This is a genomic window from Klebsiella sp. CN_Kp113 (genome assembly GCF_040064585.1).
GTDB lineage: Bacteria > Pseudomonadota > Gammaproteobacteria > Enterobacterales > Enterobacteriaceae > Klebsiella > Klebsiella michiganensis.
Genome location: NZ_JBEAID010000035.1, coordinates 93764 through 115527, shown reverse-complemented (window position 1 = coordinate 115527; position 21764 = coordinate 93764). Strand labels below are relative to the sequence as shown.

The following is a 21764-nucleotide window of genomic DNA, read 5'->3' as shown; positions in this document are numbered from 1 at the left end:
ACCCGGCGGGCTGTAAGCCGTTGTTCCGTGTCAGTGGAGGCGCATTATAGGGAGTAATTCTGAAGTGGCAAGAGGAATTTCAAAAAAAAACTCCACCCGCTTATTTTTCAACCAAAGCTGCAGCTGAGAATACATTATCGCCTGGTTTTTAAACAAAAACGAGCCCAGCGGGCCCGTTTTTGCTGTTTTGTGATTTACTGCACTGCCACTATCCGGTCGTTTTTCACAACCAGCTGCACTTCTTTACCCGGTATCAGCTCTCCAGAGAGAATCTGCTGCGCCAGCGGGTTTTCGATCTGCTGCTGGATAGCACGTTTCAGAGGACGTGCGCCATAAACCGGATCGTAACCGTTTTCGCTCAGCAGCTTCAGTGCCTCATCAGAGAGGTGAACTTCATAGCCGCGTTCCTCAAGTCGTTTATACAACCGCTGCAGCTGAATCTGCGCAATAGAAGCAATGTGTTTTTCACCTAACGGGTGGAATACCACCACTTCATCAATACGGTTGATAAACTCCGGCCGGAAGCTTTGGCTAACCACGCCCAGAACCAGCTCTTTCATGTGGCTATAGTCCAGAGCCCCAAAACGTTCCTGAATGAGATCCGAACCGAGGTTAGAGGTCATGATGACGACCGTATTGCGGAAGTCGACCGTTCTCCCCTGCCCGTCAGTCAAACGTCCATCGTCCAGTACCTGCAGCAGAATGTTAAAGACATCCGGATGCGCTTTTTCCACTTCATCCAGCAGGATGACGGAATAAGGACGACGGCGGACCGCTTCAGTGAGATAGCCGCCTTCTTCATAACCGACGTATCCCGGAGGCGCCCCAACCAGACGTGAAACGGAGTGTTTCTCCATAAACTCTGACATGTCGATACGTACCATCGCATCGTCGCTATCAAACATAAAGTTGGCCAGCGCTTTACAGAGTTCTGTTTTACCTACACCGGTAGGGCCCAGGAACAGGAACGAGCCGATTGGACGATTAGGATCGGATAATCCGGCACGGCTACGGCGGATTGCATTCGATACCGCTTCAACCGCTTCATTCTGACCAATGACGCGACTATGCAGCTCCTGCTCCATACGCAGCAGCTTCTCACGCTCGCCTTCCAGCATTCTGGCCACCGGGATACCCGTCCAGCGAGCCAACACTTCCGCGATTTCCGCATCCGTGACTTTATTACGCAACAGACGCATCGTCTTGCCTTCGGATTGCGTTGCCGCCGCCAGCTGTTTTTCCAGCTCCGGGATTTTGCCGTACTGCAGCTCGGACATCCGCGCCAGATCGCCGACGCGACGCGCCTGCTCAATCGCGATTTTCGCCTGTTCCAGCTCAGCCTTAATCGTCTGGGTTCCGGAGAGCGATGCTTTTTCAGCCTTCCACTCTTCTTCTAAGACTGAATATTGACGTTCTTTATCGGCCAGCTCCTCATTCAGCATATCCAGCCGCTTAATGCTGGCTTCATCAGACTCTTTCTTCAGCGCCTGCTGTTCCAGCTTGAGCTGAATGATGCGACGGTCGAGTCTGTCCAGCTCTTCCGGTTTTGAGTCAATCTGCATCCGAATGCTGGATGCGGCTTCATCGATCAGGTCGATAGCTTTATCCGGCAGCTGTCGGTCGGCGATATAGCGATGAGACAGCGTGGCTGCCGCAACGATCGCCGGGTCGGTGATCTGCACGTGGTGGTGCAGTTCATAACGTTCTTTCAGACCACGCAAAATCGCAATGGTATCTTCAACGGTCGGCTCCGCCACGAATACTTTCTGGAAACGACGTTCCAGCGCGGCGTCTTTCTCAATGTACTGGCGATATTCATCCAGCGTCGTAGCGCCCACGCAGTGCAGCTCACCGCGCGCCAGCGCCGGTTTCAGCATGTTACCGGCGTCCATTGCGCCGTCCGCTTTACCCGCACCCACCATGGTGTGCAGCTCATCGATAAACAGGATGACGTTGCCTTCCTGCTTGGCGAGGTCATTCAGAACGCCTTTTAAGCGCTCTTCAAACTCACCGCGGTATTTGGCACCCGCCACCAGCGCGCCCATATCGAGCGCCAGCACCCGGCGCCCCTTCAGACCTTCCGGCACTTCACCGTTGACGATCCGCTGCGCCAGTCCTTCAACAATGGCCGTTTTACCTACACCGGGTTCACCAATCAGCACCGGGTTGTTTTTGGTACGGCGCTGCAGAACCTGAATCGTACGACGAATTTCTTCATCGCGGCCAATCACCGGGTCAAGCTTGCCCTGCTCGGCACGTTCAGTCAGATCGACGGTAAATTTTTTCAAGGCCTGACGTTGGTCTTCGGCTCCCTGATCGTTCACGCTTTCACCTCCGCGCATTTGTTCGATCGCCTGACTCACGTTGGCGGTTGTGGCCCCGGCGGATTTTAAAAGGTCGGTCAGCGTGCCGCGTGATTCAAGCGCTGCCAGAACGAACAGCTCTGACGAAATAAAGTTGTCCTTTCTCTTTTGCGCCAGCTTGTCGCAAAGGTTCAGGATACGCACTAAATCCTGGGACGGTTGAACATCGCCGCCGGTACCTTCCACCTGCGGCAATCGGCTCAACGCCTGTTCAATATTGGTGCGCAACTCTCCGGCATTGATGCCCGCCGAAGTTAATAAAGGACGTATCGATCCCCCTTCCTGATTCAGCAAGGCGCTCATAAGATGAAGAGGTTCGATGAATTGGTTGTCGTGCCCGAGTGCAAGGGACTGGGCATCGGCAAGAGCAAGCTGGAATTTATTGGTAAGACGATCCAGACGCATAACTCCTCCCATAACAGGTCAAATTTGCTACTGGAGATTAAATGAGGTCATCCCTCAATTATTCAAGGTTAAAGACCTGAACTATGCAAAAATAAGTTTGCCTTCTGGATCGTCTTAGTTCGGGAGGTTATATCAGCCAGATGAAACTTGCCATACGACCCGTCGTCTTGTCGCGACGATAAGAGAAAAAATCATCTTTTTCGCTGAGGGTACAGCGGTCACCGCCAAAAATCTGCTCAACGCCAACGCTCGCCAGCCGCTGACGCGCAAGCTGATAGATATCAGCAAAATACTTTTCACCTGCAGGACGAAATGCGCGCTCCGCCTGAGTATCTTTTGCCATAAAGGCCTCACGCACCTCCGGACCAACCTCAAACGCGTCCGGCCCAATGGCGGGCCCAAGCCAGGCCATGATGTTTTCCGGTTTATCGGCAAAACAGGCCACGGTTTCTTCCAACACGCCTTCACAAAGGCCCCGCCAGCCGGCATGAGCAGCCGCAACTTCCGTTCCCGCGCGGTTGCAAAAAAGCACCGGCAGGCAATCAGCGGTCATCACCGCGCATACCGTACCCGGCACATTGCAGTATGAAGCATCAGCGCGCTTTGACGGGTACGGCCCGCCATCGAGCTTTAACACTGCCGTACCGTGAACCTGCTCCAGCCACACCGGGTATGACGGAAGACCGCCAGCGGCGAACATGCGCCGACGGTTCTCTTCTACGTGCTGCAGATTGTCTCCGCAATGGGCTCCGAGGTTAAGTGAATCGTATGGCGACAAACTCACCCCACCAGCGCGCGTGGAACTACAGGCTGCCACGCCTTCCGGCATTGGCCATTGCGGTACAATCAGTTTAGTCATAGCCAGTCAATATCGTCTTTATGGGTTTCAAAATCAGCGCGCATGGCATCAATCAAATCAACCATATCCTGTGGAATTGGCGCATGCCATTCCATCTCAATGCCGCTGATCGGATGGTATAAACGCAGCATGGTGGCATGCAGGGCCTGGCGATCGAACTTACGCAGAGCGGTGATGAACTCTTCCGATGCGCCTTTAGGCGGACGCGGGCGCCCGCCATAGACCTGATCGCCCACCAGCGGGTGAGTGATGTGCGCCATGTGTACGCGAATCTGATGCGTACGGCCGGTCTCCAGGCGCAAACGCAGACGAGTATGAATGCGAAAATGCTCCATGATCCGATAGTGCGTCACCGCCGGTTTTCCCATAGGATGTACCGCCATATGCGTACGCTTGGTCGGGTGGCGGCTAATCGGTTCTTCCACCGTTCCGCCAGCGGTCATGTGACCAATCGCCACCGCTTCATACTCGCGGGTGATTTCGCGCAGCTGCAGGGATTCCACCAGGCGGGTTTGCGCCGGAATGGTCTTCGCGACCACCATCAAGCCGGTGGTGTCTTTATCAAGACGGTGCACGATCCCCGCACGCGGCACGTCAGCAATGGCCGGATAGTAGTGCAACAGCGCATTCAGCACAGTACCGTCAGGGTTGCCCGCGCCAGGGTGCACAACTAAATCGCGCGGTTTATTAATTACGAGGATGTCATCATCTTCATAAACGATATTGAGCGGAATATCCTGTGGTTGGAAACGGACTTCTTCTTCGATTTCAACATCGATAGCAATCGTTTCTCCCCCCAGCACTTTCTCTTTCGGCTTGTCGCTGACGCTGCCGTTTACCAGCACTCTCTGGTCAAGGATCCATTCTTTTATGCGCGAACGCGAATAATCCGGGAACAATTCGGCCAAAGCCTGATCTAAGCGTTGTCCGAGTTGATTTTCGGACACCGTTGCGTTGAGTTGTACTCGTTGTGCCATATACAGCTTCTTCGTTTTAACGTTGGGTTTTACGGCTTTGCCGTTTAATATAGTGTGCTATTGTAGCTGGTCTTAATCGGGAGCAGGAACAGAGATTCTCCCGCATAAACATTTTGAGGAAGTCAAAACGTCATGACGCGCATGAAATACCTGGTGGCAGCAGCCACACTGAGCCTGGCTTTGGTGGGTTGCTCTGGCTCAAAGGAGGAGGTGCCCGATAATCCGCCGAATGAGATCTACGCGACCGCTCAGCAAAAGCTGCAGGACGGTAACTGGAAACAGGCAATAACGCAACTGGAAGCGTTGGATAACCGTTATCCCTTTGGTCCTTATTCCCAACAGGTACAGTTGGATCTGATTTATGCGTACTACAAAAACGCCGATCTGCCGTTGGCTCAGGCAGCTATCGATCGCTTTGTGCGCCTGAACCCTACCCATCCTAACATTGATTACGTCATTTATATGCGTGGTCTGACAAATATGGCGTTGGATGACAGTGCGCTGCAGGGCTTCTTCGGTGTCGATCGTTCTGACCGCGATCCACAACACGCGCGCGATGCCTTTAACGACTTCTCCAAACTGGTTCGTGGCTATCCTAACAGCCAGTACGCTACTGACGCCTACAAGCGTATGGTGTTCCTGAAAGATCGTCTGGCGAAGTACGAGCTGTCGGTCGTGGATTACTATACCGATCGTGGCGCATGGGTTGCGGTCGTTAACCGCGTAGACGGCATGCTGCGTAACTATCCGGATACGCAGGCCACCCGCGACGCGCTTCCGAAAATGGAAAACGCCTACCGTCAGATGCAGATGAACGCGCAGGCGGACAAGGTTGCGAAAATCATCGCGGCCAACAGCAAGAACACCTGATAGCCCTTAGATAAGCAAAACGGCAGCCGAGTGGCTGCCGTTTTTTTATTCGTTAAATTGTTAAGCTGAAGCGGTTTAGCGCCGAGTTAACTCATCAAATATGGCTCTCTTTCTTCCATTCCACAAGTAAAATCTCACCTGTTCCTGTCCTGTCTCACAAAACAGATTTGTTGACAAAAAGTGACAATAAAATGTGATTTAAATCACGCATTTTGACATTGGGCGAGGTATGCTGAGTTTACCAAGACGGGAAAGACAAGAGGTAAAATTTATGACAATGAACATTACCAGTAAACAAATGGAAATTACTCCGGCAATCCGCCAGCACGTCGCAGACCGTCTCGCCAAACTGGATAAATGGCAAACCCACTTAATTAACCCGCACATCATCCTCTCTAAGGAGCCGCAGGGTTTTGTCGCTGACGCAACCATCAATACGCCAAACGGGCACCTGGTCGCCAGCGCACGGCACGAAGACATGTATGCCGCAATTAACGAATTGATCAACAAGCTGGAACGGCAGCTCAATAAAGTGCAACACAAAGGGGAAGCCCGCCGCGCCGCAACGTCGGTGAAAGAGGCAGGCTTTGTGGAAGAAGAAGAGTAATCCTTAACTTAAGCTTGTGTCATGCCACGCGCCTTCGGGCGCGTTTTTTATTGACAGAGTGAAAACAGTACAGGTACTGTAATCCCCACTAACTCAAGGAATTCATCGTGAAACTGATCCCGTTTTTCTTCGCATTCTTTTTTACCTTCCCCTGAATGGGAGGCAATTCGTCGTGTGATAAAGAATGCGAAGACGAACAACAAGGCCTCCCAAACGGGAGGCCTTTTTTATTGATAATCAATAACAAGAAAGGCAACACATATGACCGAGGAAAACCCATTACTGGCCCTACGCGATAAGATCAGCGCTCTGGATGAGAAACTGCTTGCGCTGCTGGCTGAGCGCCGCGGCCTGGCCGTCGAGGTCGGCAAAGCCAAGCTGGCATCGCACCGGCCGGTGCGGGATATCGACCGCGAGCGGGACCTGCTGGAACGCCTGATGACGCTGGGGAAAAAACACCATCTTGATGCCCATTACATCACGCGCCTGTTCCAGCTGATCATTGAAGACTCGGTCCTTACCCAACAAACGCTGCTGCAACAGCACCTGAATAAAATTAATCCGCACTCCGCGCGGGTGGCATTCCTCGGACCTAAAGGTTCATATTCGCACCTTGCGGCTCGTCAGTACGCCGCCCGCCACTTTGAACAGTTTATCGAAAGCGGCTGCGCGAAGTTCGCCGATATCTTTGAGCAAGTGGAGACCGGCCAGGCTGACTATGCCGTCGTTCCTATTGAAAATACCAGTTCCGGCGGCATCAATGATGTTTACGATCTTCTGCAGCATACCAGCTTATCCATCGTGGGCGAGCTGACGCTGCCTATCGATCACTGCGTGCTGGTCTCAACGTCCACCGATGCGCAACAGATTACGACGGTCTACAGCCATCCGCAGCCGTTTCAGCAGTGCAGCCAGTATCTGAGCCGCTATCCGCACTGGAACATTGAATATACCGACAGCACCTCCTCAGCGATGGAAAAAGTCGCTCAGGCTAAATCGCCGACCGTTGCCGCCCTGGGCAGCGAAGCAGGCGGAGCGCTGCACGGTTTGCAGGTCCTGGAACATTGTCAGGCGAACCAGACGCAAAACATCACCCGCTTCCTGGTTCTGGCGCGTAAAGCGGTGGAAGTCTCCGATCAGGTCCCTGCGAAAACCACGCTGTTGATGGCCACCGGCCAGCAAGCCGGGGCCCTGGTTGAAGCGCTGCTGGTGCTGCGAAACCATAATCTGATCATGACCAAGCTGGAATCACGCCCCATTCACGGTAATCCGTGGGAAGAGATGTTTTATCTGGATATCCAGGCCAACCTGGAATCACTGCCAATGCGCAAGGCATTAAAAGAGCTGGCCGAGATAACGCGTTCAATGAAAGTGCTGGGCTGCTATGCCAGCGAAAACGTGGTACCGGTCGACCCGGTTTAACGTTCGATAAACGGCAATTTCTTCATCCCTGCCACGGCAACTGGCAGGGTGAAGATCGCGCCGGAAAGCGGATATTTCGCCACTTCTTCGGCATCCATATTCTCCCGCGTGGTGGTAATGTAGAGCGTCTTCATATCCGCTCCGCCAAAACAGACCATCGTCGGGCAACGCACCGGTAGACGATGCTCCTCCAGCTGCTCGCCCGTCGGCGAGAAGCGCGCAATACGCCAGCCGTCAAACATCGCGCTCCAGTAGCAACCTTCAGCATCGATGGCCGCGCCGTCTGGAATCCCCTCTCCCGGCTGAAAGCGCAGGAAGACCTCACGTTTACCCGCCTCGCCCCGCTCATCGAGAGGTGTTCGATAGATAACGGCATTTGGCGTATCCGAGGTATACATCCAACGTTTGTCTTCGCTAAACGCCAGACCGTTAGCGCCGTGAATATCGCACTGGATAACCTGCGGGGAGAGATCGTTATCGATGCGCACTAAGAGCGCGCCATTAAAATCTCCCGGCCCCCAGAAAGTCCCGGCATAAAAGCGGCCGTCACGATCGGTTCCACCATCATTAAAGCGCGCTAATTGCGGGTTGCTGGGGTTATCGCAGACTTTGCGCTGTAGAAGACCATGCGCATCAGTGAGCCAGATACCGCTGCGTAAAGCGACGATAAAACCGCCCTTCTCGCGCAGGGCAAAACAGCCGGGCTCCTCGGGAAATTGCAGAACCTGATGTTCACCCGTCTGCACGTCGTAGCGATGAATCTCGCATTCCATAATATCGGCCCAGTACAATGCCTGTTCGGCTTCGCTCCAGGTCGGACATTCCGGTAAATGCCCGGTGTAATCAAACAGCGGTTGTGGTTCAGCCATCGTTTTCATCCCTATAAAAAAAGCCAGCGGGTCACCCCTCTGGCTTTATTGTATACGTGTTTGACGACTTACTGCCGATTATCATTTGCCTGGCGCAGCAACGTCCGGCTTTCGCTCTGGAAGCGCTGGGCATAGTCACCGAACCAGTGCTCAACCTTACGGAAGCTATCGATGAACGCCTGTTTATCCCCCTGCTCCAGCAGGCCGATAGCTTCACCGAAGCGCTGGTAGTATCGCTTAATCAGCGCCAGATTATTTTCCGAGGACATAATAATGTCAGCATAGAGCTGCGGATCCTGGGCAAACAGCCGGCCAACCATCGCCAGTTCCAGACGATAAATAGGCGACGACAGCGCCAGAAGTTGCTCAAGACGCACATTCTCTTCGGCCAGGTGCAGGCCGTAAGCGAAGGTCGCAAAGTGGCGCAACGCCTGAATAAAGGCCATATTCTGATCGTGCTCGACGGCGCTGATACGATGGAGCCGCGCGCCCCAGACCTGAATTTGCTCCAGGAACCACTGATACGCTTCGGGCTGGCGGCCATCGCAGTACACCACCACCTGCTTCGCCAGGCTGCCGCTGTCCGGCCCAAACATGGGGTGTAACCCCAATACCGGACCTTTGTGCGCGGCCAGCATCGCCTGCAGCGGTTCCGCTTTCACCGAGGCCAAATCGACCAGGATGCAGTCCGCCGGCAGCGGTGGCAGCTGAGCAATCGTTGCCGCCGTGATATGAATCGGCACGCTGACGATAACCATACCGGCATCGGCGACAATCTCTTCCGCCCGCGACCAGTCGTCTTTTTCAAGGATACGAACCTGATATCCGGAAAGCGTCAGCATTTTCTCAAACAGACGCCCCATTTGCCCGCCGCCGCCAACAATCACCACCGGACGCAGGTTCGGATAAAGCGTTTTAAAACCTTTATCGTTTTCGCTGGAATAAGACTCCCGCATGACGCGACGCAAAACATCTTCGATAAGATCCGGCGGGACCCCAAGCGCAGCAGCCTCCTCGCGCCGGGACGCCAGCATCGCCGATTCACGTTCAGGAACGTAAATTGGCAGGCCATATTGGCTTTTAACCTCTCCGACTTCCGCTACCAGCTCCAGGCGCTTAGCCAGCAGTTCCAGCAGCGCCTTATCGACTTCATCAATTTGATCGCGCAATGCGGTCAGTTCAGCAACCATATCATCCTCTTACGCCAGACGAGCCGCCAGATGGCCTCGCAGATCCTTATCAAGTTCGCGGAGCAGTGCATCGGTGGTTTCCCAACTAATGCAGGCATCGGTCACTGAGACGCCGTATTTCATATCGCAACGCGGCTGCTCAGAGGACTGGTTACCTTCGTGGATATTGCTCTCAATCATCAGACCAATAATGGAACGGTTACCATCTTTAATCTGCGCGACCACGGATTCCGCAACCGCAGGCTGACGGCGGTAGTCTTTATTAGAATTCCCATGGCTGCAATCTACCATCAGCGATGGCTTCAGTCCCGCCTGAGTCATCTCTTTTTCACACTTCGCAACATCTTCCGGGCCGTAGTTTGGCGCTTTCCCGCCGCGCAGAATGACGTGACCGTTCGGGTTGCCCTGCGTTTGCAGCAGGCACACCTGTCCGGCCTGGTTGATGCCGACGAAACGGTGCGGCATCGCGGCAGCGCGCATTGCGTTAATTGCCGTGGCAAGGCTGCCATCGGTGCCGTTTTTAAACCCTACCGGCATCGACAGGCCAGAAGCCATCTCACGGTGAGTCTGGGATTCGGTCGTACGCGCGCCGATAGCAGACCAGCTAAACAGATCGCCGAGATACTGAGGACTGTTTGGATCCAACGCTTCCGTCGCCAACGGTAGCCCCATATTGACCAGTTCAACCAGCAGACGGCGCGCAATCTTCAGGCCGCCTTCCACATCAAACGAACCATCCATATGCGGATCGTTAATCAGCCCTTTCCAGCCAACGGTGGTGCGGGGTTTTTCAAAATAGACGCGCATGACCAGATAGAGGCTATCGCTGACCTCTTCGGCAAGGGCTTTAAAACGACGAGCGTACTCAATGGCGGTTTCAGGATCGTGGATCGAACAAGGGCCACATACCACCAGCAGACGCGGATCGCGGCCGGCGATGATGTTGGAGATGGTCTGGCGAGACTGCGCGATCTGCGCCTCCTGCTCAACGCTCAGAGGGAATTCAGCCTTCAACTGATCCGGAGTGATCAAAACCTGTTCGTCGGTAATGTGTACGTTGTTCAGCGCGTCTTTTTGCATGATTGCGATCCTGTATAGCTCGTTTGCGATAGTTATTGCCTCAGCGAGGATGACGTAACGATACCACACAGAGTAAAGATTTCAATCCATATTACGTAAATTTTACTTTACACACGGAAATTAAATCGCGCTGCATTTCACTCAATGCGTATCAAATTATTTACAGTGAGTCATTAAACGCCAGTTTTTCCCTGCTTCCACGAATTTCTTTTACGAAAAATCCTGGTAAGAATTATCTCAAAGCGGCGAGGCTGGCTAATGACGATTTTCCTCAACAATGCTATTCTTCGCCCGGGTTTCAGCAATCTGCATCCCCCACGCTATGACAATCTGACGGAACCGTAATGACTGTTCTTCACCGTCTCTTTTTGACTTTAGTACTATCACTCGTGGGTATCTCTGCTGTTGCCTCCGGACCGTCTGAAAATGTTCGGACAATCGTTTCGGGGATCGTGACTTATACTCGCTGGCCGCAATTATCCGGTCCTCCAAGGCTCTGTATTTTTTCAACATCACGATATATCCATAGCCTGGCCGAAGACGCTCCGGAAATATTGCCTTATAAACCCGTGATTGTTCGTAATACACAAGAAGCCTTACAGACGACCTGCGATGGTTTTTATTTTGGCAGTGAATCGCCGACCCAACAGTCTGAATTTACGGCCAAATATGGAAACCGGCCCCTATTACTTATTGCGGAACAAAACACCGATTGCTCTATTGGCAGCGCTTTTTGCCTGCTCATCAACAATGAGAGAGTCAGATTTTCCGTAAATCTGGATGTACTGACGCACAGCGGCGTTCGGGTTAATCCCGAGGTGCTGATGCTTGCCCGGAAAACATCACATGAATAAGGATTTTTCTCAGGCCCCGCGCCCCACATTTAAAAGAGCGCTGCGCCGTATCAGCATGATAAGCGTGGTGATCTCTATGACACTGGTCTGGCTGTTACTCTGCACCGCTTCCATATTTACACTCAAGCAATACGCCCAAAAAAACCTGGAACTTACCGCTGCCACCATGGGCCGTAGCCTGGAAGCAGCGCTCGTTTTTGGCGATAGCGCAGCGGCTGAAGACACGCTGGCCACTCTGGGCAGACAGGGGCAATTTTCTCAAGCAATTCTGGTCGATGGCCGGCAAAGACCCTTCGCCTCATGGCATAACGATGGTCTGGTCAGTCAGGATAAAATCAGCGACGTCATCAGCAAATGGCTCTTCCCGAAACCCACGGTGCAAACTATCCTGCACCAGGGAAAAATTATCGGTGAACTCCGTCTGACCGCGCTGGACAGATTGATAAGCTATTTTCTTGGTATCTCTATTATTGTGCTCACCGGCAGCATTTTTCTGGCTTCCTGCATCGCTTTGCTCCTTACCCACTCGCTGCATCGCGGCATTGTGGCAGCGTTACAGAGCATTACCGAGGTGGTACATGACATCCGCGAAAATCGCCATTTCTCCCGCCGGGTGCCCGAAGAGCGCATTGAAGAATTCCACCTGTTCGCCCAGGACTTCAATAGCCTGCTGGGTGAAATGGAGGACTGGCAGCGGCAGCTTCAGGCTAAAAACGCCCAGCTCCTGCGCAGTTCATTACACGACCCGCTAACCGGGCTGGCTAACAGAGCGGCTTTCCGGAATGTCATTAATGATCTGATGAAGGATGAAACCGCCCAAAGTCATTCTGCGCTGTTATTTCTTGATGGCGATAACTTCAAGCTTATTAACGACAACTGGGGCCACGCAGCCGGCGATAAAGTGTTAATTGAGGTCGCGAGCCGCCTGATGGCCTTTGTCGGTAAACAGCATCAGGCATGGCGTCTCGGCGGCGATGAATTTGCCGTTCTGCTACGGGATGTTCATTCAGAAACCGAAGTTCGGGCACTGTGCAGCGCGTTGTCCGAACAGTTTATCCCGCCGTTTAATCTACACAATGGCCACACCGCCAGCCTGTCACTGAGCATTGGTTACGCTTTAACCTGGGAACATACCTCAGCGGAAAATCTGCAAGAGCTTGCCGATCAAAATATGTATCGGATGAAACACCAGCGCTTACAGCAAACGCAAAAATAAAAGGAATCACCATGATCGGAAAATATTTTGCTCCTGCTTTACTGGCCGCACTTTTTCTTAGCGGCTGCCAGGCTCCGCAAGGAAAATTCTCGGCAGAACAAATTGCAGCAATGAAGTCATATGGCTTTACTGAAACCAACGGCGACTGGTTATTAGGAATATCTGATACCATCCTGTTTGATAAAAACGACTATCATCTGCGTGCCGAAAGCAAACAGCAAATTCGCACAATGGCTTCACGTCTGGCGAGTACCGGTATTACCCATAGTCGCCTTGAAGGTCATACTGATAATTACGGCGAAGACAGCTACAACGAAATGCTATCGCTTAAGCGGGCTAACAGCGTGGCGGATGCCTGGGCCGAAGGGGCGAATATTCCGCGCGCAAACTTGACCACTCGCGGACTCGGGAAAAAGTATCCTATAGCCAGCAACGATACCGCGAAAGGGCGCGCTGAAAACCGCCGCGTCACGGTGGTTATCAGCACGCCTTAAACACCTATTCGACTGGTTTAGCCGCTATCACCGCCGTTGCTGAGCGCCAGCGCAGATAATCAACGGCGAGACATAGCACGAGGCTGCTCCCCATGAGCGGCAGCGCCAGGCCCAACAACACCGCAATAACAGCAGTCAGCAAACGAGCAGGCCACGCTAAGCCAAACCACGCCTGTATCAACGTATTGGCCGGGTTAAACGCCGCGCGCGCCGGGCGACGAATCCACCACAGCCGGTACCCCACCGCTATCATCACGCAGAGTGCGGTTCCGAATGCGATAAGCAGTAGCTGGTTAGCAAGACCGAACAAAATTCCCATATGGAAATCAACGCCCCAGCGGGTCAGCTTAGCCATGAGCGGAAAGTCGGAAAAATGAGTGCGGTCCACGATTTGCATCGTTGCACCATCGATCGCGACAGCATCAACCCGGGTTGGCCAGCTTCTGTCGATTTCATTTACCGTCCACGCGCGCCCGGCACCCGACGGCGGTCGAATCTCCAGCTTGCCGGCATCCAGCCCCGCCGCGCGGGCAGCCAGCAGAACCGGGTCAAAATCCTCTACGCGCAACTGCGCCGTTATCTCCCCCATTGCTCCATGTCCCACATGATGTTCGGCATGCGGATCGTGAGCGGCCGGAGCGGCACTTTCCAGCTGGGTATTCACCTGCGGCGTCAGCCAGCCAAAGGCGGCACGCATCCTATCGACGTGACTACCGGCCCATTGCGACCAGGTTAAACCGGTCGCAGAGAATAACAACATACCGACCAGCAGCACCCAGCCGAGAGAAACGTGCAGGCGGCGGTTATTCTGCACTCTATTATTTATACGACGACGAGGCCGGGTCATCGACCACAGCGCGATCCCGCCCAGAGCGGCAACCCACATCCAGGAGGCTGCCAGCTCGCTGTACAGTCGGCCGAAGTTACCCAGCAGCAAAGAGCGATGGGCATAATCAATCCACTGACGCAGGGGCAAAATACCGCTGGTGCCGTAAACCGGCATATCGCCTGTCACCCGTAGCGTCACCGGATCGACAAAAATTGCCCGCGTTTCCGACTCGCCAAGGGTCGGGTCAATAAACATCACTCGGGTCGTATCGCCAGCCATTATCCCCGGCCGAACCGCATGCAGGCGGAGGTTTCCCTGAATGGCCTCCGTCGCTACGGTAATTTGCGCGCTTAGCGGCTGTTTTTCCCCAGTCAACGTACCGTACAGAGCATCACGATAGAGCCAGTTTTCCAGCTGAGGGGTGGCAACATATAGCGTACCGGTCAGGGCCGCCACAAAAATAAACGGCCCGATAAACAATCCGATATAGAAATGAAGACGACGCAGCAGGTTCAGCCATGCCGCGCGCGAGGTGCAGGTAGTCATACTTTTCCTTTTTTTAAAGCAAAAGAGAACGTTGCGCAGTGCGCACATTATTTTTTATGTAAGGGAGAAAGCAGACGGACGCGGTGGCGCGCGGGTGTGGGGATAAAGCCAGGTAAAGTCATGCCAGCGTTTCCTCTCCGGGCGGGAAACCGGGGCTCGCTGGCGTCGAAGCATCAGGCTGAGCAGCAGCACCAGCGCGAAAATTAGGCCCGGAACATGAGCTAACAGTACGCAGTAGCCACAGGCTTCAGCATGATCGAGCGGCACGCTGTGCGCGTGTTCCGGCATCGAGGCATCGGTATGCGTCATGGACATCTGATGTGATGGCATACCTTCCGGCATCCCCATCATTGCGTGGTGCATGCCACTCATCGGATCTTTTTGCAGGGAGATGGAGATCAACGGCGCCACCACGATCAGCAGGATCGCAAACAGCGCCAGCCATACGGCCCGCCGTTGTAATGCTGAGTGATGAAAAATATTGCTGACCACCGTCCCTCCCCATGAGGGACGTATTGTAAATGATTCGCAATGGAATGGTTAAAATAAAGATAAAAAAAGGGCCGGCCCATCAGGCCAGCCCTCTCATTCAGGATGTCGCGAAAGCGAATCTTAGTTAAGACGCTCTTTGATACGAGCAGACTTACCGGTACGCTCACGCAGGTAGTACAGTTTAGCTTTACGCACAGCACCACGACGTTTGACAGAAATGCTGTCAACTACCGGAGAGTGAGTCTGGAAGACACGCTCAACGCCTTCGCCGTTGGAAATTTTGCGAACAGTGAATGCAGAGTGCAGACCGCGGTTACGAATAGCGATAACCACGCCCTCGAATGCCTGCAGACGTTTTTTGGAACCTTCAACAACCCATACTTTCACTTCCACGGTATCACCCGGACGGAAGGAAGGTACGTCCTGCTTCATCTGTTCTTGTTCAAGTTGCTTAATAATGTTGCTCATAATTTAATCTCTTATCCTGGGTAAACTGATATTGGGGGCTTACGCCATCCCATCATGTTTATGTTGCTGTTGCGCGAGTTCCTTTTTGAACTCTGCCAGCAACCTTGCTTGCTCTTCAGTCAGAGCCAGGTTTTCCAAAAGTTCAGGTCTTCTAAGCCAGGTACGGCCCAGCGACTGCTTCAGACGCCAGCGACGTATCTCAGCATGGTTTCCCGACAGCAATACCGGCGGTACTTCCATACCTTCTAACACTTCAGGACGCGTATAGTGCGGGCAATCCAGCAATCCTTCAGCAAACGAATCTTCGATTGCTGAAGCTTCATGACCCAGCACCCCCGGAATAAACCGGGAAACGGAGTCAATCAGCGTCATTGCCGGTAGCTCACCACCGCTGAGAACGTAATCGCCAATTGACCATTCTTCATCAATCTCGGTCTGAATTACGCGCTCATCTACGCCTTCATAGCGACCGCACACCAAAATCAGCTTCTGATTTGTTGCCAGTTCGCTGACGCCCGCTTGATCAAGCTTGCGTCCCTGAGGTGAAAGATAAATCACCTTTGCGCCTTCACCTGCCGCGGCTTTTGCTGCATGAATGGCATCCCGTAAAGGTTGCACCATCATTAACATCCCCGGTCCGCCGCCGTAAGGACGATCGTCCACGGTACGGTGCCGGTCATGAGCGAAATCGCGAGGACTCCAGCTCTGGATGCTCAGCAGGCCATTTTTTACTGCCCGGCCAGTTACCCCGTAATCGGTAATTGCGCGGAACATTTCAGGAAACAGGCTAACGATACCTATAAACACAAGCCAATCCCCATAGTGCCGTTTTTTACCGTTTATTCGGAGAATTTAAAAACCAGGATCCCAGTCTACTTCGATGGTACGAGTAGCGAGATCGACTTTCTTGATAACCTGCCCATCGAGGAACGGAACCAGCCGCTCCTTGATACCAAATGCATCTTTCAGGTTTGCCTTGATGACGAGAACGTCATTAGACCCGGTTTCCATCATGTCGATGACTTTGCCGAGGCTATAGCCTTCCGTGGTCACTACCTGGCAGCCCATCAGGTCTTTCCAGTAGTAGTCACCCTCTTCAAGCGCAGGCAGCTGCGATGAATCCACGACAATTTCGCAATTAGTCAACAGATTCGCTGCATCGCGATCGTCAATGCCTTTCAGCTTAATGACGATATCCTGATTGTGGTGGCGCCAGCTTTCCAGCTCAACAACCTGCCACTGACCCGCCTTCTGGATAAACCAGGGCTGATAGTCAAAAATGCTTTCGGCGTCTTCGGTGGAGGAAAACACTCTGAGCCAACCACGGATACCGTAGGAAGAACCCATCTTGCCCAATACAATCGGTTCAACAGGTGCTTGTGCGGTGTGTTGCTTGCTCATCATGACCACCGTGACAGATTAAGCTGCTTTGTTAGCGGCTTTGATCAGCGCAGCTACGCGATCGGAAACAGTAGCGCCCAGGCCAACCCAGTGAGCGATACGATCCAGATCCAGACGAGTTCCCTCTTCGGTCGCAGAAGCGATCGGGTTGAAGAAACCAACGCGCTCGATGAAGCGACCGTTGCGTGCATTACGGCTGTCGGTAACAACAACCTGGTAGAACGGACGCTTTTTCGCGCCGTGACGTGCTAAACGAATAGTAACCATAACATCCTCTTGTGTGAATAAAACACCGGGCCCCATCGAGGAACGGAGCCCGGTGTCATATTAAAAGCCCGAAAATTTTACTGATTTCTGGGGAAATTGCAATCAGCAGTTATAAACTCTGCTGTGGAAGGGCGACTCCGGTACCCTTAAATTGGGTACCGGAGTATAAGTCATAGCCAGAATGCGCCAACCATGTGTCAGAAAAGAAGCGCGCCCCGGCAGAAATGGCGACCAGCCTATCGGCCTCCGGGGAACCCTGGCGGCATCATTCCTTTCATTCCGCGCATCATCTTCATCATGCCGCCTTTCGACTTCATCTTCTTCATCATGCGCTGCATATCGTCAAACTGCTTGAGCAGCCGGTTCACATCCTGCACCTGCATTCCGCAGCCTGCGGCGATGCGGCGCTTGCGCGAACCTTTAATAATTTCCGGTTTTGCGCGCTCTTTCAGCGTCATCGAGTTGATGATGGCTTCCATACGCACCAGAACTTTATCATCCATCTGCGATTTAACGTTGTCCGGTATCTGCCCCATGCCCGGCAGCTTGCCCATCAGGCTGGCCATACCGCCCATGTTTTTCATCTGCCGCAGCTGTTCAAGGAAATCGGTCAGGTCAAAACCGTCGCCTTTTTTCAGCTTAGAGGCCAGCTTTTCAGCCTGCGCGCGGTCGACCTTACTTTCGATATCTTCGATCAACGACAGGACGTCGCCCATGCCGAGAATACGGGAAGCGATACGATCCGGATGGAACGGCTCCAGCGCTTCGGTTTTCTCGCCAACGCCGAGGAACTTAATCGGCTTGCCGGTGATATGACGAATCGACAGCGCCGCACCGCCGCGGGCGTCGCCGTCCACTTTGGTCAGCACGACCCCGGTCAGCGGCAGGGCTTCGTTAAAGGCTTTCGCCGTGTTCGCCGCATCCTGGCCGGTCATCGCATCGACAACAAACAGGGTTTCTACTGGATTGAGAGACGCATGGACCTGCTTAATCTCATCCATCATCGCTTCATCAACGTGCAGACGACCGGCGGTATCCACCAGCAGCACGTCGTAGAATTTGAGCTTCGCTTCTTTCAGCGCGGCATTAACGATATCAACCGGCTTCTGACCCACGTCAGACGGGAAGAAATCAACGCTAACCTGCTCGGCCAGCGTTTCCAGCTGTTTGATCGCCGCAGGGCGATAGACGTCAGCGGAAACGACAAGGACTTTCTTCTTGTGCTTTTCACGCAGGAATTTACCCAGCTTCGCGACGCTGGTGGTTTTACCCGCCCCTTGCAAACCGGCCATCAGCACCACGGCTGGCGGCTGCGCGGCTAAATCCAGCGCCTGGTTCTCTTCGCCCATCGCGGCAACCAGTTCGTTGCGCACGATTTTGACGAACTCCTGGCCCGGGGTCAGGCTTTTGTTGACTTCATGACCTACCGCGCTTTCTTTTACGCGGTTGATGAAATCACGTACCACAGGCAGAGCAACGTCCGCCTCCAGCAGCGCCATACGCACTTCGCGCAGGGTATCTTTAATATTGTCTTCAGTAAGGCGTCCGCGGCCGCTAATGTTGCGCAGCGTACGCGACAAACGATCGGTTAAATTATCAAACATTGTCTCTCGCCTGAGGTGGAAACGGTCGGTCGCCGCAGCGACACAAAAACGGAATGGGCGCAGTATAACACGACATAAACGCGAATGTGCTGCAACGGTTGGAGCCAGAGTCGCGTGACGCTATACTGCTTCTCTTTACTATTTAGTCAACAGTCGACACCCCTATGCCTGTTTTTGCTCTACTCGCCCTTGTCGCCTACTCCATCAGCCTCGCGCTGATCGTCCCTGGTCTGCTGCAAAAAAACAGCAGCTGGCGGCGGATGGCGATTCTTTCCGCAACTATTGCGTTGATTTGTCACGCCTTCGCGCTGGAGTCACGCATTTTTCCCGGCGGCGAAAGCGGGCAAAATCTCAGTCTATTAAACGTGGGATCGCTGGTCAGCCTGATGATCTGTACGGTGATGACCATCGTCGCATCGCGTAATCGCGGCTGGCTATTGCTACCCATTGTCTACACCTTCGCCTTAATCAACCTCGCGTTCGCTACCTTTATGCCGAACGAGTACATCACGCATCTGGAAACCACGCCGGGGATGCTGGTCCATATCGGCCTGTCGCTCTTCTCTTATGCTACGCTGATTATCGCTGCGCTTTACGCGCTGCAGCTGGCGTGGATTGACTATCAGCTGAAGAATAAAAAGTTGACCTTCAGTAGCGAAATGCCGCCGCTGATGAGCATTGAACGTAAAATGTTTCATATCACCCAGATAGGCGTGGTTCTGTTAACCCTGACGCTGTGTACCGGGCTGTTTTACATGCACAACCTATTTAGTGCGGAAAACATTGATAAAGCAGTGCTGTCTATCGTTGCGTGGTTCGTTTATATCGTCCTGCTTTGGGGCCACTATCATGAAGGGTGGCGCGGACGCCGGGTCGTCTGGTTTAACGTGACTGGCGCGGGGCTGCTGACGCTGGCCTACTTTGGTAGCCGCGTATTGCAACAGTTCATGAGCTAAGTCTTTAAGGAATCCCAAGTGGAACATATCTCCACCACCACGCTGATCGTGACGCTGATCGTCATGGTGGTCATCTCCGCCTATTTCTCCGGTTCTGAAACCGGCATGATGACGCTGAACCGCTATCGCCTGCGTCATATGGCCAAGCAGGGCAATCGTCAGGCAAAACGTGTCGAAAAGCTGCTGCGCAAACCTGACCGTCTCATTAGTCTGGTCCTTATTGGCAATAACCTCGTCAACATTCTTGCCTCGGCGCTGGGCACCATTGTCGGTATGCGCCTGTATGGGGATGCCGGCGTCGCCATTGCCACCGGCGTCCTGACGTTTGTGGTGCTGGTGTTTGCCGAAGTGCTGCCAAAAACCATTGCCGCGCTCTATCCGGAAAAGGTCGCCTATCCCAGCAGCCTGCTGCTCGCGCCGCTGCAAATCCTGATGATGCCGCTGGTGTGGTTGCTCAACACCATTACTCGCATTCTGATGCGCATGATGGGTATAAAAACCGATATCGTCGTGAGCGGGGCCTTAAGCAAGGATGAACTGCGCACTATCGTTAATGAATCACGCTCGCAAATCTCCCGCCGCAATCAGGACATGCTGCTCTCCGTTCTTGACCTCGAGAAAGTCAGCGTTGACGACATCATGGTCCCGCGCAACGATATTGTCGGTATCAATATTAACGATGACTGGAAATCCATTGTCCGCCAGCTGACCCACTCTCCGCACGGACGCATTGTGCTGTACCGCGACTCGCTGGACGATGCCATCAGCATGCTGCGGGTTCGCGAAGCTTATCGCCTGATGACGGAGAAAAAAGAGTTCACGAAAGAAGTCATGCTGCGCGCCGCCGATGAAATTTACTTCGTGCCGGAAGGTACGCCGCTCAGTACGCAACTGGTGAAATTCCAGCGCAATAAGAAGAAAGTGGGCCTGGTTGTTGATGAATATGGAGATATTCAGGGTCTGGTCACGGTTGAGGATATCCTCGAAGAGATCGTTGGCGATTTTACGACTTCAATGTCGCCTACGCTTGCTGAAGAGGTGACGCCGCTTAACGACGGTTCAGTGATTATCGACGGTACCGCCAACGTACGTGAAATCAACAAGGCTTTTAACTGGCATCTGCCGGAAGATGAAGCGCGAACCATTAACGGTATTATCCTGGAAGCACTTGAAGAGATCCCCGCTCCGGGCACACGCGTACGCATCGAACAGTATGATATCGATATTCTTGATGTTCAGGAGAATATGATTAAAAGGGTGAAAGTGATGCCGGTAAAACCCATTCGCGAAAGCGTGGCCGAGTCATAGCAACCCTGGGGCCTGGCTGAGGGGAATAGAAAAACGGCTACCTCGCGGTAGCCGTTTCGCTTATTTACTTCGCTTTCGCCACGGTGACCATCGCCGCGCGAATAGTACGGCCGTTCAGGGTATAACCCTTTTGCATCACGCCCAGAACGTTACCTGCCGCAACGTCTTCAGACTCAACCATCGCAATGGCCTGATGTACGTTCGGATCCAGCGGCACGTTAGTATCGCCAATCACTTCCACGCCGAACTTGCGCACCACGTCGAGCATGGACTTCAGCGTCAGTTCGATACCTTCAACCATCGGCGCCATATCCGGGTTAGCTTTATCAGCGACTTCCAGCGCGCGATCCAGGCTGTCGATGACCGGCAGCAGCTCGTTAACGAACTTCTCCAGCGCAAACTTATGCGCTTTTTCGATATCCAGCTCGGTGCGGCGGCGCAGGTTATCTTCATCGGCTTTCGCACGCAGCAATACTTCACGTTCGCGCTTCTGCGCTTCAGCAAGCTGAGCTTCCAGATTCGCAATTTTTTCATCGCGCGGATCCACCTGCTCAGCCGAAACCTCAGGCTCTACCGCCTCAACGTCGTCGTGCTGCTCCGTGATAATTTCTTCCGGGGCTTGCCCCTCAGGCGTTTTCTGTTCTTTACTACTCATGAATTTCTCCGCGTTTTTTTTCGCATTCATCT

Annotated in this window: 23 protein-coding genes and 1 other annotated feature; of the genes, 9 read left to right on the top strand and 14 right to left on the bottom strand. The window is 53.4% G+C overall.

What is annotated here, in order from left to right; translation table 11 throughout:
• Positions 1 to 194: 194 nt before the first annotated feature.
• From clpB to rluD, 3 genes are all read right to left on the bottom strand, one after another.
• Positions 195 to 2768, bottom strand: coding sequence for an ATP-dependent chaperone ClpB (clpB, locus tag ABLV30_RS23035; RefSeq protein ID WP_014226431.1), 2574 nt, complete (start codon positions 2766 to 2768; stop codon positions 195 to 197).
• A 127-nt stretch (positions 2769 to 2895) separates the two neighbouring features.
• Positions 2896 to 3627: a purine nucleoside phosphorylase YfiH gene (gene yfiH / locus ABLV30_RS23030; protein WP_025107359.1), complete on the bottom strand. Its 732-nt coding sequence runs from the start codon at positions 3625 to 3627 to the stop codon at positions 2896 to 2898.
• The gene (gene rluD, locus ABLV30_RS23025; protein ID WP_004853302.1) at positions 3624 to 4604 is read right to left on the bottom strand and encodes a 23S rRNA pseudouridine(1911/1915/1917) synthase RluD; all 981 of its coding nucleotides are present in this window, start codon (positions 4602 to 4604) and stop codon (positions 3624 to 3626) included. The genes yfiH and rluD overlap by 4 nt, the downstream gene beginning before the upstream one ends.
• A gap of 132 nt (positions 4605 to 4736) precedes the next feature.
• Here rluD and bamD point away from each other — a divergent pair, with 132 nt between their 5' ends.
• The 4 genes from bamD to pheA all read left to right on the top strand — a co-directional run bounded on the left by bamD (position 4737) and on the right by pheA (position 7503).
• Positions 4737 to 5474: an outer membrane protein assembly factor BamD gene (gene bamD, locus ABLV30_RS23020; RefSeq protein WP_004853303.1), complete on the top strand. Its 738-nt coding sequence runs from the start codon at positions 4737 to 4739 to the stop codon at positions 5472 to 5474.
• Between the two features lie 271 nt (positions 5475 to 5745).
• Positions 5746 to 6081 (top strand): ribosome-associated translation inhibitor RaiA, encoded by a 336-nt coding sequence (raiA, locus tag ABLV30_RS23015; RefSeq protein ID WP_004104616.1) that lies wholly within the window; start codon positions 5746 to 5748, stop codon positions 6079 to 6081.
• Positions 6082 to 6187: 106 nt separating this feature from the next.
• Positions 6188 to 6312: a sequence feature (Phe leader region), on the top strand.
• Positions 6189 to 6236, top strand: coding sequence for a pheA operon leader peptide PheL (gene pheL, locus ABLV30_RS23010; protein WP_101706155.1), 48 nt, complete (start codon positions 6189 to 6191; stop codon positions 6234 to 6236). (Overlaps the previous feature by 48 nt.)
• A 30-nt stretch (positions 6313 to 6342) precedes the next feature.
• Positions 6343 to 7503: a bifunctional chorismate mutase/prephenate dehydratase gene (gene pheA, locus ABLV30_RS23005; RefSeq protein ID WP_004853306.1), complete on the top strand. Its 1161-nt coding sequence runs from the start codon at positions 6343 to 6345 to the stop codon at positions 7501 to 7503.
• On the opposite strand, the gene ABLV30_RS23000 is transcribed toward pheA, so the two are convergent.
• From ABLV30_RS23000 to aroF, 3 genes are all read right to left on the bottom strand, one after another.
• On the bottom strand, positions 7500 to 8372 hold the full coding sequence (locus ABLV30_RS23000) for an SMP-30/gluconolactonase/LRE family protein (RefSeq protein WP_032751928.1): 873 nt from the start codon (positions 8370 to 8372) through the stop codon (positions 7500 to 7502). The two genes, pheA and ABLV30_RS23000, sit on opposite strands and share 4 nt — an antisense overlap.
• Before the next feature lie 68 nt (positions 8373 to 8440).
• The gene (gene tyrA, locus ABLV30_RS22995) at positions 8441 to 9562 is read right to left on the bottom strand and encodes a bifunctional chorismate mutase/prephenate dehydrogenase (RefSeq protein WP_014226434.1); all 1122 of its coding nucleotides are present in this window, start codon (positions 9560 to 9562) and stop codon (positions 8441 to 8443) included.
• A gap of 9 nt (positions 9563 to 9571) precedes the next feature.
• On the bottom strand, positions 9572 to 10642 hold the full coding sequence (aroF, locus tag ABLV30_RS22990; protein ID WP_014226435.1) for a 3-deoxy-7-phosphoheptulonate synthase AroF: 1071 nt from the start codon (positions 10640 to 10642) through the stop codon (positions 9572 to 9574).
• A gap of 344 nt (positions 10643 to 10986) precedes the next feature.
• On the opposite strand from aroF, the gene ABLV30_RS22985 reads away from it, so the two are divergent.
• The 3 genes from ABLV30_RS22985 to ABLV30_RS22975 are packed head-to-tail and all read left to right on the top strand — an operon-like array spanning position 10987 to position 13206.
• Positions 10987 to 11496, top strand: coding sequence for a YfiR family protein (locus ABLV30_RS22985; RefSeq protein ID WP_004853313.1), 510 nt, complete (start codon positions 10987 to 10989; stop codon positions 11494 to 11496).
• Positions 11489 to 12712 carry a diguanylate cyclase DgcN gene (dgcN, locus tag ABLV30_RS22980; RefSeq protein WP_014839238.1) on the top strand — a complete coding sequence of 408 codons (1224 nt, stop codon included), beginning with the start codon at positions 11489 to 11491 and terminating at the stop codon, positions 12710 to 12712. Before ABLV30_RS22985 ends, dgcN begins: the two co-directional genes overlap by 8 nt.
• A gap of 11 nt (positions 12713 to 12723) precedes the next feature.
• The gene (locus ABLV30_RS22975) at positions 12724 to 13206 is read left to right on the top strand and encodes an OmpA family protein (RefSeq protein WP_014226437.1); all 483 of its coding nucleotides are present in this window, start codon (positions 12724 to 12726) and stop codon (positions 13204 to 13206) included.
• A gap of 4 nt (positions 13207 to 13210) precedes the next feature.
• Here the strand turns inward: ABLV30_RS22975 and ABLV30_RS22970 are convergent, their stop codons facing one another.
• From ABLV30_RS22970 to ffh, 7 genes are all read right to left on the bottom strand, one after another.
• Positions 13211 to 14581 (bottom strand): PepSY-associated TM helix domain-containing protein, encoded by a 1371-nt coding sequence (locus ABLV30_RS22970; RefSeq protein WP_265800450.1) that lies wholly within the window; start codon positions 14579 to 14581, stop codon positions 13211 to 13213.
• 54 nt (positions 14582 to 14635) lie between these two features.
• Complete coding sequence (locus tag ABLV30_RS22965; protein ID WP_265800449.1) at positions 14636 to 15073, bottom strand: DUF2946 domain-containing protein; 438 nt, start codon at positions 15071 to 15073, stop codon at positions 14636 to 14638.
• 120 nt (positions 15074 to 15193) lie between these two features.
• Entirely contained in the window at positions 15194 to 15541 is a 348-nt protein-coding gene (gene rplS, locus ABLV30_RS22960) for a 50S ribosomal protein L19 (RefSeq protein WP_004104634.1), read from the bottom strand.
• 39 nt (positions 15542 to 15580) lie between these two features.
• The gene (gene trmD / locus ABLV30_RS22955; protein WP_004104636.1) at positions 15581 to 16348 is read right to left on the bottom strand and encodes a tRNA (guanosine(37)-N1)-methyltransferase TrmD; all 768 of its coding nucleotides are present in this window, start codon (positions 16346 to 16348) and stop codon (positions 15581 to 15583) included.
• A 45-nt stretch (positions 16349 to 16393) separates the two neighbouring features.
• On the bottom strand, positions 16394 to 16942 hold the full coding sequence (gene rimM, locus ABLV30_RS22950; RefSeq protein WP_014226441.1) for a ribosome maturation factor RimM: 549 nt from the start codon (positions 16940 to 16942) through the stop codon (positions 16394 to 16396).
• 18 nt (positions 16943 to 16960) lie between these two features.
• On the bottom strand, positions 16961 to 17209 hold the full coding sequence (rpsP, locus tag ABLV30_RS22945; protein WP_004123777.1) for a 30S ribosomal protein S16: 249 nt from the start codon (positions 17207 to 17209) through the stop codon (positions 16961 to 16963).
• Positions 17210 to 17445: 236 nt separating this feature from the next.
• A complete protein-coding gene (gene ffh / locus ABLV30_RS22940) occupies positions 17446 to 18813 on the bottom strand; it encodes a signal recognition particle protein (protein ID WP_004123779.1) in 1368 nt (455 codons plus the stop codon).
• 164 nt (positions 18814 to 18977) lie between these two features.
• On the opposite strand from ffh, the gene ABLV30_RS22935 reads away from it, so the two are divergent.
• Positions 18978 to 19769: an inner membrane protein YpjD gene (locus tag ABLV30_RS22935; RefSeq protein ID WP_004853326.1), complete on the top strand. Its 792-nt coding sequence runs from the start codon at positions 18978 to 18980 to the stop codon at positions 19767 to 19769.
• Between the two features lie 18 nt (positions 19770 to 19787).
• Positions 19788 to 21077, top strand: a complete 1290-nt coding sequence (locus ABLV30_RS22930; protein WP_025107352.1) for an HlyC/CorC family transporter — start codon at positions 19788 to 19790, stop codon at positions 21075 to 21077.
• Between the two features lie 64 nt (positions 21078 to 21141).
• Here ABLV30_RS22930 and grpE read toward each other — a convergent pair whose 3' ends face one another.
• On the bottom strand, positions 21142 to 21732 hold the full coding sequence (gene grpE / locus ABLV30_RS22925) for a nucleotide exchange factor GrpE (protein WP_004853330.1): 591 nt from the start codon (positions 21730 to 21732) through the stop codon (positions 21142 to 21144).
• Between the last annotated feature and the right edge of the window lie 32 nt (positions 21733 to 21764).